This window comes from Rhodococcus aetherivorans (assembly GCF_025722975.1).
Classification (GTDB): Bacteria; Actinomycetota; Actinomycetes; order Mycobacteriales; family Mycobacteriaceae; genus Rhodococcus; species Rhodococcus aetherivorans.
The window spans coordinates 4497764-4512243 of the sequence record NZ_CP106982.1; the positions used below are offsets into that span (position 1 = coordinate 4497764).

Genomic DNA, 14480 nt, shown 5'->3' on the forward strand with positions numbered 1-14480 from the left:
CTCGCGCCGTTTCCGCCCCCCCCGGGACGTGACCGAATGTCACACGCGTTCACTCAGATCGAACCGCTGTGACATTCGGTGCGCCCGCGGCGAGGGCGAGCGCGGGCAGGGCGGCGACGGCGAGGTCGACGAACTCCTCGCGGGTGAGCTGCGGGTCCCGGAGCCAGGCGATCGTCGTGTCCTCGACGAACGCGATCCAGCCGCGCACGGCCAGGGCGACGGCGGGCCCGGCGTCGATGCCGATGCGGGGCAGGTACGCGACGGTGCGATCGACCATGGCGGTGCGTGTGTCCTCGAAGACCTGCCGCATGTCCGGGTCCCCGCTCGCGGTGCCGCGCAGCATCGACAGGTAGGTGTCGCGGTGGTCGGTGACGTAGTCGACGTACGCGACGATCGTGCCGCGCAGCATCTCCATCGGTTCGAGGCTGTCGTCGGGTGCGGTGCGCTCGAGCATGTCCCGGCTGGTGTGCCGGACGAGTTCGACGTGGAAGTCGTGCTTGGACGCGAAGTAGTGGAACAGCAGCCCGCGCGACACCCCCGCCTGGTCGGCGATGTCCTCGACGGAGATCTGCTCGAGCGGCCGTTCGGCGAGCAGTTGCACGCCGAGGTCGACGAGCTGGGCCCGCCGCTCGGCGGGACTCAGCCTGGTGCGCTTGATGCTGTTGCTCTTCACAGGTGCCATGCAAACACTCTTGTTGAATCGCAGTCAACAGGCTATTGACCGGCGCTCAATATGGCCCTACGCTTATTTACATGAGTCTTCCGGTTACAGACACCATCGCCACCGATGCGCACCCACGTCAGGTCGACACGCTGATCATCGGCAGCGGGTTCGCCGGACTCGGCGCCGCCGTCCGACTGACCCGGGCCGGCAAGGACTTCGTGGTCCTCGAGCGCGGATCGGAGGTCGGCGGCACCTGGCGCGACAACACGTACCCGGGCGCCGCGTGCGACGTCCCGTCCAACCTGTACTCCTACTCGTTCGCCCTCAACCCCGGCTGGACGCGGTCCTTCTCCCCCCAGCCCGAGATCCAGGCCTACATCGCCTCGGTCGCCGACAGGTACGACGTACGCCGCCGCACCGTGTTCGGGTGCGACGTGCAGACCGTCCGCTGGAACACCGCCACCCACCGCTGGGACGTGCAGACCACCAAGGGTGCGTTCGACGCCCGGATCGTCGTCTCCGCCGTCGGGGCGCTGTGCGAGCCGTCGCTGCCCGACATCGCGGGCATCGAAGGGTTCCGGGGCGAGATCTTCCACTCCGCCCGGTGGAACCACGACGCGGACCTGACCGGCAAGCGCGTCGCCGTGATCGGCACCGGAGCCTCCGCAATCCAGATCGTGCCCGCCATCGCCGGCAAGGTCGCCCACCTCGACGTCTACCAGCGCACCGCTCCCTGGGTGCTGCCTCGCGCCGACCGCGAATACACCCCCGTCGAGCGGCTCGCGTTCCGCCGCGTACCCGGGTTCCAGCGCCTGTCCCGCGCCCTGCAGTACCTCACCCGCGAGACGCAGGTCGTCGGCCTGGCCAAGGCACCGGTCTTCATGAAGCCGCTCGAGCTCGCCGCCCGCGCGCACATCCGCCGCCAGATCACCGACCCCGAGCTGCGCCGCAAGGTCACCCCGAACTTCCGGATCGGCTGCAAGCGGATGCTCATCTCGAACAACTACTACCCCGCGCTGGCCCGGCCGAACGTCGACCTGGTCACCGACGGCATCGCCGAGGTCACCGCAGACGGCATCGTCACCCGCGACGGCACCACCCGCCAGGTCGACGCCATCGTCGTCGCCACCGGCTTCCACGTCACCGACTCGCCCACCTTCGCCGGCATCTTCGGCAAGGACGGCCGCAGCCTGGCGGACGTCTTCGACGCCACCGGCATGCAGGGCTACAAGGGCGCCGCCGTCGCCGGTTTCCCCAACATGTTCTTCCTCGTGGGACCGAACACCGGACTCGGCCACACCTCGATGGTGTACATGATCGAATCCCAGCTGAACTACCTGGTGGACGCGATCGAGACGATCGACCGCCACCGGATCGGCACCGTCGAGGTGCGCCCGGAGGTGCAGGGCGAATACAACCGCAACCTGCAGGACGCCCTGAAGCGCAGCGTGTGGAGCAACGGCGGCTGCGCCAGCTGGTACCTCGACAAGCACGGCAACAACACCACCCTGTGGCCGAGCTTCACGTTCGAATTCCGCCGCATCACCAAGCATTTCGACCTGGACGCCTACCGCAGCGTCGCCGCGGCGGACCTCCCCCCGGTCCCGGCGCAGACGCCGGCGACCGTCCGTGACTCCGACGAGACCGACACCCGGAAGGTGGCAGCGCAGTGAGCGAGTTCGCAGGAAAGGTCGCCGTGATCACCGGCGCCGGATCGGGCATCGGCCGTGCCCTGGCGCTCGAGCTCGCCCGGCGCGGCGCCCGGCTGGCCCTGTCCGACGTCGACACCGCCGGGCTGGACGAGACTGTGCGCCGGGCCCGCGACCTCGGCGCCGAGGTCAAGGCCGATCACCTCGACGTCACGCAGCGCGAGGCGGTGCTCGACTACGCCGACGCCGTCGCCGTCCACTTCGGCCAGGTCAACCAGATCTACAACAACGCCGGCATCGCCTACCACGGCGAGTTCGAACGCTCGGAGTTCAAGGACATCGAGCGGATCATGGACGTCGACTTCTGGGGCGTGGTGAACGGCACCAAGGCGTTCCTGCCCCACGTCGTCGCGTCCGGGGACGGCCACATCGTCAACGTCTCGAGCCTGTTCGGGCTGCTGGCCATCCCCGGTCAGAGCGCCTACAACTCCGCGAAGTTCGCCGTCCGCGGCTTCACCGAGGCGCTGCGCCAGGAGATGCTGGTCGCCCGGCACCCCGTCAAGGTCACCTGCGTGCACCCCGGCGGCATCAAGACGGCGATCGCCCGCAACGCCGCCGTCCCGGCCGGCGACGATCAGGAGTCCTTCGCCCAGTTCTTCGACCGCAAGCTGGCCCGCACCAGCCCGGAGGACGCGGCCCGCACCATCGTCGAGGGCGTGCGCAGGGGCAGGGCCCGGGTACTCATCGGCGCCGACGCGAAGTTCCTCGACGCCTGGGTGCGCGTGGTGGGCCCGTCCTATCAGCGTGTCGTCGCATTCGTCAGTGGCCGCTTCGTGCCGAAGGGCTAGGGTCGCGGTCATGCCCCAGCTCCCCCTGCCCGTCGTGCGGGCCGCGGTGCGGCCGGCCTACCGGCTCGCCCTCAACGCGCGGCTGCCGTACCCCGTCCAGCGCCGGCTGCTCGAGCTCGTCGCGCCGATCCAGACCCTGCCCGAGGGCACGGTGGTGCAGCAGGTCACGCTCGCGGGCCGGCCCGCCGAACGCGTCACCGTCGGCGCCACCGAACGTCCCACCGCGGTCCTGTACCTGCACGGGGGCGGGTACACGGTGGCCTCGCCCGCCACGCACCGGTCCCTGGCCGCGCACCTGGCCGCGGCCTCGGGTTCGGCGGTGTACGTGCTCGACTACCGGCTGGCCCCGGAACACCCCTACCCCGCCGCACTGGACGACGCGGTCGGTGCGTACCTCGAGCTGGTGACCGAGCACGGCGTGACCCCGCAGACCGCCCCGATCGCCGGCGACTCGGCCGGGGGCGGCCTGACGGTCGCGGCGGCGCGCCGGCTGATCGACCGGCACGGGGTGCGGCCCGCCGCCCTGGGGCTGATCGCGCCCTGGGTCGATCCCGCCTCGCGGGACTTCCCCTTCGACCGGGACACGGTCCTCAACGCCGCCTGGATCTCGGCGTCGGCGCGGGCGTATCTCGGCGACCGCGACGCCTCCGACCCCGGCTACGCGCCGCTGCGCGGAGACCTGACCGGCCTGCCGCCGACGCTGATCCACGTCGGCACCGGCGAGATGCTGTACCCGCAGGTCACCGAGTTCGCCCGGAAGCTGCGTGAGGCGGGGGTGGACGTGACGGTCACCGAGCAGCGCGAACTGTGGCACGTGGCCCATCTGCAGGCCGCGCTGGTGGGCGAGGCCGCCGACGCGGTGGCACAGCTCGGCGCCTTCCTGCGCTCACACGTGCTCGGTGAGCCACGCCTGCGCGACGACGGCTGAGTCCTCGCCGCCGCCGATCCGGTCGAGCATCTCGGCCAGGTCGGCGGTGGTCAGCTCCCCCGCGACGAGACTCAGGGCCTCGAGCTGACGTTCCTCGAGGACGTGCTTGCGGAACACCGGGACGACGTTCTGTGCGGTGAACACCGGTGGCTCCGTGCCGGTTCCGGTCTCCGGACCGGATCCGGGCGCGCGGTCCGGCGCATCCTGCAGCGCGACGCCCGTCGCGTCGCGCGCGGCGGCCGAGGCGGTCGTCAGCGCGGCCACGCCCCCGCCGGCCGCGGGCCCCGGCGCGTCGTCGGTTTCGACACGGCCTGGGACGCAGCCTCTTTCGGCCATGTCCCGCAGTCCGTCGTTCTCCTCGAATCCGCCCGTGACCGTCACGGTCAGCTCGCCGCACCGGCCGACGATCCCGGCCAACTCGGTGGTACCGAGCCGGGCAGCGGTGGCGTCGGAGACGAACAGCACCGAACGATCCTGTGCGGCAGCATAGTCCGTGATCGCCATGTCGTCGGGCAGGGATCGGGCGAGCGCCTCGAACACGTCCTCGGCGTCCGTGTCCGTCGCAGCCGGGGCGAAGTACCGCAACAGCCGTCCGGTGTAGTCCGGCACGAGGGTCACCTCGGCCGCGTCCAGCGCCGCGAGGTAGTCGGCGCGGCCGCCGAGCCCGGTGCGCAGTTCGGTCCGGGTCCCGCTACCGGCCAGGGCGCCCGCGTAGATCCGGGCGAGCAGTTCGCTCGCGGCGTCGTCTCCGGCGCCGACGACCACGGTGGCGACGTCCGTCGACTCGTCGACCACCGACGGCCCGCACCCGGTCAGCACCGCGACGGCGACCACCGGCCCGGCCACCGCCCGAATGAATCCCTCGCCCCGCAGTCCCCGGCTCCTCGCGCTCCACACGATGCCCATCCTCGCGCATCCCCGGAAAGCCGAACGCCCCGGTCCGGAACCTGGGTGCGGGCTCCGGCCGGGGCGTGCGGTCGATCGCGTCAGTCGGTGACGCCCTCGGCCCGCGCCGCGGCCGCGACGGCCTCGGCGACGGCGGGCGCCACCCGCGGATCGAGAGGGCTCGGGACGATCTTGTCCACGGCCAACTCGTCACCGACGACCGAGAGGATGGCCTCGGCGGCGGCGAGCTTCATGCCCTCGGTGATGCGCCGGGCGCCCGCGTCGAGCGCGCCCTTGAACACACCGGGGAAGGCCAGCACGTTGTTGATCTGGTTCGGGAAGTCGCTGCGGCCGGTCGCGACGATCGCGGCGTGCTTGGCGGCGACCTCCGGGTGGATCTCCGGATCCGGGTTCGACAGCGCGAACACGATCGCGCCGTCGGCCATCCGAGCGACGATCTCCTCCGGCACCGTGCCGGCCGAGACGCCGATGAACACGTCCGCGCCGTCGAGGGCCTCGATCAGCCCGCCGTGCCGGCCGGCCGGGTTGGTCCGCGCGGCCAGGTCGACCTTGACCTCGTTCAGGTCGGTGCGCTCGGCCGAGACGATGCCCTTCGAGTCCAGCACGGTCACATCGGCCGCGCCGGCGGCGAGCAGGATGTTCGCGACGGCGACGCCGGCGGCACCGGCGCCGGAGATGACGATGCGCAGGCCGGCCAGCTCGCGGCCCTGCACCTTGGCGGCGCCCTTGAGCGCGGCGAGTGCCACGATGGCGGTGCCGTGCTGGTCGTCGTGCATGACCGGGCAGTCCAGCGCCTCGATGACGCGTCGTTCGATCTCGAAGCAGCGCGGGGCGGAGATGTCCTCGAGGTTGACCGCGCCGAAGCTCGGGCGCAGCCGGATCAGCGTCTCGACGATCTCGTCGGGATCCTTGGTGTCGAGCACCAGCGGGATCGAGTTCAGGCCCGCGAACTTCTTGAACAGGGCGGACTTGCCCTCCATCACCGGCAGCGACGCGCGCGGGCCGATGTCACCGAGGCCGAGCACCGCCGAACCGTCGGAGACGACCACCACGAGGCGGTTGGTCCAGGTGTAGCGGTCGGCGAGGGTCTCGTCGGCCGCGATCGCGCGGGAAACCTGCGCGACGCCGGGCGTGTAGGCGATCGACAGATCGCGCTGCGTCTCCAGGGGTGCGGTGAGCTCGACGGACAGCTTGCCGTCGATATGGCTGCTGAAGATTTCCTCGTCGGTCAATTCGACCTTCCGGGGGGTAGGTGCATCAGACACGATTGACACGATGACACTCCTGCTCGAGCCGGAACCACTCGGGTTCCGGTTACTGCGAAGTAGCTGCGCGACGGACATCCGGCGCAGCGCTTCGCCAAGGACATTTCGGTGAAGCTTCCGGGCGCGATCACGGTTACCGCTGTACAACGCTGTACGACTTCCGGAGCGTGATGGCGCCGAGGCGGGTGAGCCCTGGCGACGAGCCCTCTACAGGGTCTGCCATCTTCGTCCGGCTTCGGGGCGGTGGCACCGACGCCGGATTGAGGAAAAGTTTGCCACCTTCACAACCCAACAATCAAATCGGTATTTCTTGCGAATGTCTCACGTTTTTCCCCGCTCACCTGTGAGTTTGGACAGCAGAGCCGGAATGTCGACCCCGCGATCGGAGCCGTTCCGAGACAAAAGCCCGAGATGCCGGCCGGTTACCTACCGGTAACGGACGGCGCGCGAAACGTCAGCCCCACCACTGGGTGAACATCAGGACCGCGCCCGTGAGATAGACCACACCGGCGCCCACGGCGGCGGCGAGCCCGCGCCGGCGGTCCGCGAACACCTGCGCGGCCGACGCGACGACCACCGCGACGACGTGCGCGGACAGCGACGCCGAGCCCGGTCCCGGGAAATCCCGCTTGTCGCCCAGGTACTGCGCCGCCCAGACCACCACCGTCAGGACGATCACCGCGCCGCACACCACGCCGGACAGCGCCCGCAGTCCCCGCACGACGAGCCCGTCCCGCCGCGGCGCCCCGCGACCCGGGCGGGACGGCGCCGCCGTGGGGGCGCCGTAGGGGTCGCGGCCGGAGTCGTCGGCGAAGTAGTCGTCGTACCCGTCGGCGCGGTCGTGACGTCGCGCAGGGCGGCCCCAGGTGGTCATCCCGCAAGCACCTCGATCCCGGTGGCACGGGCCGTCAGGGCCTCGAGCGCCTCGGGGTCCGTCGTGTACCGGCCGAGGGAGACTTTCTTGTTGCCGCCGTGGTAGTCGGACGACCCGGTCACGAACAGGTCGAGCTTCGCCGCCATGTCCCGCATGAGCCTCGCGTCGGCCGGATCGTGGTCCGGATGGTCCGCCTCGAGGCCCCCGAGGCCCAGCTCGGCGAGCTCCTCGATGTGGTCGAGCGCAAGCAGCCGCCCGCGCGAGCGGGCACGGGCATGCGCCACGACGGTGACGCCGCCGGCCGCGGCGACCATGCGCACGGCGTCCGACAGCGGCGTGTCCGCCTTGGTGACGTAGTAGCGGCCCCGCGACGAGAGCAGGTCTGCGAAGGCGGCGTCGATGCTCGGGACGACACCCGCCTCCACCAGCGCACGCGCCAGGTGGGGTCGGCCGGCCACCGGGCCGGCGGCGGTGACGATCCGTTCGGGGTCGACGGGCAGCCCGTCGTCGGCCATCCGCTCGGCCATCGCCCGGATGCGGGCCACCCGCTCCGCCCGCAGGCGCTCCCGCTCGACCGCGAACGCCTCGTCCCGCGGGTCGAACAGGTACGCGAGCAGGTGCACCGCCACGGGCCGGCCGTCCTCGCCGCGCCCGGTGCACGACATCTCCATGCCGCGGATCAGCCGCAGTCCCCCGGGCAGGGCGTCGGCCGCAGCGTCCCAGCCGGCGGTGGTGTCGTGGTCGGTCAGGGCGACGACGTCGAGCCCGGCCTCGGCGGCCGCGCGGACGAGCCCCGCCGGGGTGTCGGTCCCGTCGGAGGCGAGCGAGTGGGCATGCAGGTCGATACGCACCCCACCAGTGTGTCAGGTGCCGTCGCGCAGCCCCGGCGGCCGGCCCGGGGCGGGTTAGCATGACGCAGTGACGGCCCGGACCCGCCCGGTGCGGGCCGGAGCGTGCCGCGCGGAAGGGAACCGATGCCGAACCTGCCCTCGCACTCGTCGCGACGCACCGGCGCCGCGGCGCCCGCCCTGCGGATCCCCGCCGAGCGGGCCGTCGTGGACTGCGCCGTCTACGTCGACGGCATGCGGCTGCCGGGCCGTTACGCCCACGGCGCGGCGCTCGCGGAGGTGCGCCGCCGCGGCGCCGGCTTCGTGTGGCTCGGCCTGCACGAGCCCGACGAACAGCAGATGACGAGCGTGGGCCGCACGTTCGGCCTGCACGAGCTGACGGTCGAGGACGCCGTGCACGCACATCAGCGGCCCAAGCTCGAGCGCTACGACGACGTGACGTTCCTGGTGCTGCGGACCGTGAACTACGTCGAGCACGAGTCGGTGACCACGACCAAGGAGATCGTCGAGACCGGCGAGATCATGCTCTTCTGCGGCCGGGACTTCGTCGTGAGCGTCCGCCACGGCGACCACTCGGCGCTGGCGGACGTGCGGCATCGGCTCGAGGCGGCCCCGGAGCGGCTGGCGCTGGGGCCGTCGTCGGTGCTGCACGCCGTCGCCGACCACGTCGTGGACACGTACCTCGCCGTGGTCGACGCCGTGCAGCCGGACATCGATGACCTCGAGGAACTGGTGTTCACGCCCGACACCCGCATCGCGGTGGAACAGATCTATCTGCTCAAGCGGGAGATCGTGGAGTTGCGGCGGGCGGTGCTCCCCCTCGCGACGCCGCTGCGCCAGCTGACCCGCGGCGCGGGCAATCCGGTGCCCAAGGAGGTCCGGCGCTACTTCCGGGACGTGGCCGACCATCACACCAAGGTGGCCGAGCGCATCGCGGATTACGACGAGACGCTGAGCACTCTCGTCGATGCCGCGATCGCGAAGGTGACGGTGCAGCAGAACACCGACATGCGCCGGATCTCGGCATGGGTGGCGATCGCGGCCGTACCCACGATGATCGCCGGGATCTACGGGATGAACTTCGACAACATGCCCGAACTGCACTGGGAGCACGGATACTTCGTGGTCATCGGGGCCATCGTCGCGATCACCGTCGGCCTGTTCGTCACGTTCCGCCGCAACAAATGGCTCTGATCACCGCGGCCCGGGAGCGCCTCGCGCCGGTCTCCCCCGACGGGCGCACACCCGGCCCGGCGGTGCTCGCGGCGGCACTCGTCCTGATCGCCCTGCAGCTGACGGTGCGCTCGCTGCTCGCCTTCCGCGGGGAGTTCTACTGGGACGACCTGATTCTGGTCGGACGCTCGGGCATGCACCCGCTGTTGTCGTTCGAACTCCTCGGCTACGACCACGACGGCCATCTCATGCCGGGTGGGTTCCTGGTGGCCGGCGTCGTCACGGCCCTCGCGCCGCTGCAGTGGTGGCCCGCAGCGGCGACGCTGGTGGCCGGCCAGGCGCTGGCGTCGCTGGCCGTGCTGCGCGTGCTGTGGTTGCTGCTGGGGCCGCGGCCGGCGCTGCTCGGCCCGCTGCTGTTCTACCTGTTCACCCCTCTGACGCTGCCGTCGTTCGCGTGGTGGGCGGCGGGGCTGAATTCGCTGCCACTGCAGGCGGCCCTGGCGTGGGTGGCCGGCGACGCGATCCGGCTGGTGCGCACCGGCCGGATCCGCTACGCGCTGAGCGGGACGGCGGTCACCGTCGTCGCGCTGCTGTTCTTCGAGAAGTCGGTGCTGGTGCCGGCGGTGGCGTTCGCGACCGTCGCCCTGATGTACCGGCTGGACGGCCGCCGCCGGCCGGTGCGCACCGCGGCGGTGCGCGGGGCGCCGCTGTGGCTCGGCTCGGCGCTCGCCCTCGCCGGGTGGGCAGCCGCCTACCTGTCCCTGGTGGAGTCCCGGTTCGGGGCGCCCACGGCCGACATGGTGCGCGGGCTGACGCACCACGGCGTCTCGTTCGGGGTGCTGCCGACCCTGCTGGGCGGGCCGTGGCGATGGGACCGCTGGAATCCGGGCCCGCCGTGGGCGGATCCGCCGGCCGGGCTGGTCGTGGCGGCCTGGGCGGCGGTGCTCGCCGTCCTGGTGTGGTCGCTGCGGCGGAACCGGCGCACGGGCTGGGTGTGGGCCGCGACGGCCGTCTACGTGGCAGCCTCGACGGCCGCGATGATCAGCACCCGCTTCGGTCCGGACACGACGTACGAACTGGCGCAGACCCTGCGCTACCACACCGACACGGCCGTCGTCGTCGCGATCGCCGCGGCGCTGATCCTGCACGCTCCGTCGCGCGGCGACGCGCCCCCCGCACAACCGGCACGGCGGCTCGTCGCGGCCGGGTGCGCGGTCACCTTCGCGGCGAGCAGCCTGTGGTCGACGGCGACGTTCGCCCGCACCTGGGCCGACAACCCCACCGGCGCGTACCTGGCCGCCGCGAAGTCCGCGCTCACCGCGCGGCCGGACATGCCGATCCTCGATCATCCCGTCTCGGTGTGGGTGCTCCTGCCGGTCACCCACCCCCACAATCTGCTCAGCCGCGTGTTCTCGCCGCTGCCGGGACGCGCCGAGATCGGCGCCGTCACCACCGAACTGCAGGTGCTCGACGACGGCGGACGGCTGGTGCCGGCGGGTCTCGTCCCGGTGCGGCACGTGCTGCCCGGGCCGGTGCCCGACTGCGGGCATCTGCTCACCGCGTCGACGACGACCGTGCTCCCCGCCGACACCGCGCTGGTGGGCGGGGAATGGACGGTGCAGCTGAACTACCGTGCCTCCGCGGACGGCGAGATCGAGGTGGGCTTCCCCGCCGCGCCACGGGTGCGGGTGCCGGTCACCGCGGGACTGGGCACGGTGTACGCGCGGGTCCCGGGCGCGGGCACCGGGCTGCAGGCCCGCTCCGCGTCGGCCGGGCTCGACGTCTGCCTCGCCGGTGGCCCGATCGGGGTCGTCGTGCCCCGCTGACGGCGCGATTCACATGCGGGCCGGGGCGCGGTTCGGGTCCCGCACGTCGATGCCGGCCTCCGACCACGCTTCGCGCAGCGCAGCGCCGCCGCGCAACCGCTTCCACGCGGCCTCGGTGCCGGTCAGCGGTATCACCTCGAAGAACCGCACCGGGTCGGCGGGCTCGGGCAGCACCAGGTCGGGGACGTCGCTCGGCTCGAGCATCACCGCGGTGAAGGTGGCGCCCTGCCACAGCGGCTCCCCCAGGTCGAGCAGGGCGTCGTCGGTGAGGACGACGCCCTCCACCGCGGGCAGGGCGGCGAGCGTCGCGAGCGTGCGGACCAGTCCCGGGAGACTGCCGCTGAGGCCGCGCACGCTGAGGATCAGCTCGGCGCGCGGCCCGCGGGTCGGGTCGGCGACCGTCGCGGTGGGGTCGCCCATCGGGTGCCGCGAACACCCCAGGGTCGCGAACCGCACCAGGTCCGGCTGTTCCACGCGGAAGCGCAGCACCTCGATGGGTTCGAGGCCGAGGAACGTCACGGACGCCGTCTCCGGCTCGCCGCCCCCGAGGCGGGCGCTGAGATGGGCACGGACGGCGGGCAGCACGGCGTCGATCACCCCTGCAATGTAGACCCGAGGCGGGTCCCGCGCCGCCGGTGCGGCCTGCGCCGATCCGGCCGACCGGGGCCCCGTCCGCCGGTACCGTCGTGTAATGGTGCGAGACACCGGCTTCCCCGGCGCCGACGCCGGCGACGACTTCTCCCGGCAGCGGCGGCGCGCCGAGTACGCGCGGCTGATCGCGTGGCTGCGCCGCGAACCCGAGGACGTCAACGCCGTGCTGCCGTTCGACGCCGTGGTGCGGGCCCTCGGCCGGGTCGGGGAACGGCGCCTGGGCCTGCAGAGCATCGACGTGGCCTCGATCGTCGGCAGCGTGGACCGCACCGAGGACTTCGACCGGCGGTTCCGGCCCACGTCGGCGCGGCTGCGCCAGCGGTGGGAGAAGCTGGCCACGGCCCGCCGCCGGGGCGAGGCGGTGCCGCCGATCACGGTGTACCGCATCGGGACGATGCATTTCGTGGTGGACGGGCACCACCGCGTCTCCATCGCCTACGCCCGCGGTGACGCGACCATCGACGCCTACGTGACCGAGATCGTCACCCGGATCTCGCCGGAGGGCGTGACCCAGCACTCGGACCTGATGCGCAAGGACCATTACCGGATGTTCCTCAGCCGGGTGCCGCTCACCGGCAGCCGGCGTGATGCGGTGACCGTCCGGGACCCGTGGGACTACGCGGAACTGGCCGAGTGCATCGAGGCGTGGGGCTTCAGGCTCATGCAGGAGCGCGGCGAGTTCCTCACCCGCGACGTGGTGGCGCAGCGGTGGTTCGACGAGGAGTTCGTACCGGTGGTCGACATGGTGCGGGCGGCGGGGATGCTGCGCACCCGCACCGACGCCGAGGCGTATCTGTGGCTGGCCGGCGAACGGTACCGGCTGGTGCGGCGGCACGTGTGGAACGAGGAGATCATCGAGCGGCTGCGGCGGCGGGCCCCGCGGTGAGCGCACGCCCACCGGTTTGGTCCCGGGGCGCCGGAGGTATCCCCGGTCAGCCACCGAGGGCGCCCACCGAACGCCCGGGTGCCTCGGGCCGGTCGAGAAGCGTGCCGGCGCCGGTCCGCGCTGGGGTTGGGGACTCCATGCGCTCCGTACCCTGGTCGGGAGGACCGGGCCCACGACAGGAGGACACGCTTGACGGCGACCGTGCAGGACGCAGCCGACACGACCGGACCGCGTGACATCCGGGCCGAGCTACGGGCGGCCGCGCGCCGCGTGTTCGGCTGGGAGGAACTGCGTCCCGGCCAGCTCGACGCGATGGAACCGCTGGTGCGGGGCCGGGACGTGCTCGCGGTGATGGCCACCGGATCGGGCAAGTCGGCGATCTACCAGGTGCCGGCGTTGCTGATCGAGGGCACGACCCTGGTGATCTCCCCGCTCATCGCGCTGCAGAACGATCAGATCGCAGGTCTCGACGCCACCTCGGCGCCGGACGCGGTCGCGATCAATTCCCGGCAGCGGGCCTCGGAGACCGCGGCCGCGTGGGAGACGATCCGGGAGCGCACCGTGGAGTACATCTTCCTGGCGCCGGAGCAGCTCGCCAACGACGAGGTGGTGGCCCGTCTCGCCGACGCGCACGTTTCCCTCGTGGTGGTCGACGAGGCGCACTGTGTGTCCGCGTGGGGCCACGACTTCCGGCCCGACTACCTGCGCCTGGCCGACGCGCTCGACCGGCTCGGCCGGCCGCCGGTGGCGGCGCTCACGGCCACCGCGTCGCCGCCGGTGCGGCAGGAGATCGTCGAGGAGCTGCGCCTGCGCGACCCGGTGGTGATCGCCAGCGGATTCGATCGGCCCAACATCGATCTGGCCGTCGAGCGGTACACGACCGACGCCGAGAAACGCCGGGCGGTGATCGAGACGGTCGCCGGACTCGAGACGCCCGGGCTGCTGTACACCGCGACGCGCAAGGACGCCGAGTTCTATGCGGCCGAACTGGCCGAACGGGGGCAGCGGGCGGCCGCGTACCACGCCGGCCTGCCGTCGGCCACGCGCGAGCGGGTACACCACGGGTTCCTCGACGGCCAGTACGAGGTGGTGGTGGCGACCTCCGCGTTCGGCATGGGCATCGACAAGCCCGACGTGCGGTTCGTCGCGCACGCCTCCGCGCCGGATTCCGTGGACAGCTACTACCAGCAGATCGGCCGGGCCGGGCGCGACGGGCTCGAGGCGAAGGCGCTGCTGTTCTACCGGCCCGAGGACCTCTCGCTCGCGAAGTTCTTCACGACCCACCGCCCGGACGAGGAACTGCTCGGCCGGGCGTTCACCGCACTGCGGCGCGCGAAAGCTCCGACGCGACTGAAAGACCTACGCGCCGAACTGGATACCCGCGGCCGGACCCTGACCAACGCGGTCAACCTGCTCGAACGGGCCGGGGTGGTCTCCTCGGGACGCAAAGGGTTCACCGCACGCACCGTCGAGGTGGAGATCGCCGTCCGGCGCGCGGCGGAGGTGGCAGCGGTGGGCGAACGGATGGACCGCTCCCGCGTGGAGATGATGCGCGGCTACGCCGAAACCCGCGGCTGCCGAAGGCAGTTCCTGCTCGGGTACTTCGGCGAGTCGCTGATCGAACCGTGCGGCCACTGCGACTGCTGCCGCGAGGGGATCCCCGAGAGCCGGCCCGAGCCGGCGAATCATGTTCGTCACGAATCGATTCCGCTACACACCCGGGTCGTGCACGCGCAGTGGGGCGCCGGCGAGGTGATGAGCGCGGAGACGGACCGGATCACCGTGCTGTTCGACGGATACGGCTACCGCACCCTCTCGCTCGAGGCGGTCGAGGAGCACGACCTGCTGCGCCCCGAGAACTCGGAGCCCGAGCCGGAGCCCGACATCGCCTGACGTCCCCAGGCGGGCCGGGCGGATGCGCCCGGTGGATCCGCCCGCGACTTCGGAATCCGCCCACGCCGC

13 protein-coding genes are annotated in these 14480 nt (G+C 72.1%); 7 read left to right on the forward strand and 6 right to left on the reverse strand.

Going from position 1 to position 14480, the window contains the following annotated elements; all coding sequences use genetic code 11:
- Positions 1-49: 49 nt before the first annotated feature.
- Complete coding sequence (locus OCS65_RS20345; RefSeq protein WP_072634746.1) at positions 50-682, reverse strand: TetR/AcrR family transcriptional regulator; 633 nt, start codon at positions 680-682, stop codon at positions 50-52.
- Positions 683-753: 71 nt separating this feature from the next.
- Here OCS65_RS20345 and OCS65_RS20350 point away from each other — a divergent pair, with 71 nt between their 5' ends.
- The 3 genes from OCS65_RS20350 to OCS65_RS20360 are packed head-to-tail and all read left to right on the forward strand — an operon-like array spanning position 754 to position 4089.
- Positions 754-2337 (forward strand): flavin-containing monooxygenase, encoded by a 1584-nt coding sequence (locus OCS65_RS20350; RefSeq protein ID WP_029542501.1) that lies wholly within the window; start codon positions 754-756, stop codon positions 2335-2337.
- Positions 2334-3161 carry an SDR family NAD(P)-dependent oxidoreductase gene (locus OCS65_RS20355; protein ID WP_006938739.1) on the forward strand — a complete coding sequence of 276 codons (828 nt, stop codon included), beginning with the start codon at positions 2334-2336 and terminating at the stop codon, positions 3159-3161. Before OCS65_RS20350 ends, OCS65_RS20355 begins: the two co-directional genes overlap by 4 nt.
- Before the next feature lie 10 nt (positions 3162-3171).
- Positions 3172-4089 (forward strand): alpha/beta hydrolase, encoded by a 918-nt coding sequence (locus OCS65_RS20360; RefSeq protein WP_050034871.1) that lies wholly within the window; start codon positions 3172-3174, stop codon positions 4087-4089.
- Here the strand turns inward: OCS65_RS20360 and OCS65_RS20365 are convergent.
- The 4 genes from OCS65_RS20365 to OCS65_RS20380 form a co-directional block, all read right to left on the reverse strand.
- Positions 4048-4995, reverse strand: coding sequence for a glycine betaine ABC transporter substrate-binding protein (locus OCS65_RS20365; protein ID WP_065922822.1), 948 nt, complete (start codon positions 4993-4995; stop codon positions 4048-4050). The two genes, OCS65_RS20360 and OCS65_RS20365, sit on opposite strands and share 42 nt — an antisense overlap.
- Before the next feature lie 80 nt (positions 4996-5075).
- Complete coding sequence (locus OCS65_RS20370) at positions 5076-6269, reverse strand: NAD(P)-dependent malic enzyme (RefSeq protein WP_029542499.1); 1194 nt, start codon at positions 6267-6269, stop codon at positions 5076-5078.
- A gap of 445 nt (positions 6270-6714) precedes the next feature.
- Positions 6715-7134 (reverse strand): hypothetical protein, encoded by a 420-nt coding sequence (locus OCS65_RS20375; protein ID WP_065922823.1) that lies wholly within the window; start codon positions 7132-7134, stop codon positions 6715-6717.
- The gene (locus OCS65_RS20380; RefSeq protein WP_006938750.1) at positions 7131-7985 is read right to left on the reverse strand and encodes a PHP domain-containing protein; all 855 of its coding nucleotides are present in this window, start codon (positions 7983-7985) and stop codon (positions 7131-7133) included. Before OCS65_RS20380 ends, OCS65_RS20375 begins: the two co-directional genes overlap by 4 nt.
- A 123-nt stretch (positions 7986-8108) precedes the next feature.
- Between OCS65_RS20380 and corA the strand changes: the two genes are divergently transcribed.
- Positions 8109-9176: a magnesium/cobalt transporter CorA gene (gene corA / locus OCS65_RS20385; protein ID WP_029542492.1), complete on the forward strand. Its 1068-nt coding sequence runs from the start codon at positions 8109-8111 to the stop codon at positions 9174-9176.
- Positions 9167-10981, forward strand: a complete 1815-nt coding sequence (locus OCS65_RS20390; protein ID WP_082120213.1) for a hypothetical protein — start codon at positions 9167-9169, stop codon at positions 10979-10981. The genes corA and OCS65_RS20390 overlap by 10 nt, the downstream gene beginning before the upstream one ends.
- 9 nt (positions 10982-10990) lie before the next feature.
- On the opposite strand, the gene OCS65_RS20395 is transcribed toward OCS65_RS20390, so the two are convergent.
- Positions 10991-11578 carry a suppressor of fused domain protein gene (locus OCS65_RS20395; RefSeq protein ID WP_006938753.1) on the reverse strand — a complete coding sequence of 196 codons (588 nt, stop codon included), beginning with the start codon at positions 11576-11578 and terminating at the stop codon, positions 10991-10993.
- Between the two features lie 94 nt (positions 11579-11672).
- Between OCS65_RS20395 and OCS65_RS20400 the strand changes: the two genes are divergently transcribed.
- Together OCS65_RS20400 and OCS65_RS20405 are read left to right on the forward strand one after the other, a co-directional pair.
- Entirely contained in the window at positions 11673-12518 is an 846-nt protein-coding gene (locus OCS65_RS20400; RefSeq protein ID WP_006938754.1) for a ParB N-terminal domain-containing protein, read from the forward strand.
- Between the two features lie 189 nt (positions 12519-12707).
- Positions 12708-14411, forward strand: a complete 1704-nt coding sequence (locus tag OCS65_RS20405) for a RecQ family ATP-dependent DNA helicase (RefSeq protein ID WP_084648655.1) — start codon at positions 12708-12710, stop codon at positions 14409-14411.
- Positions 14412-14480 lie beyond the last annotated feature (69 nt).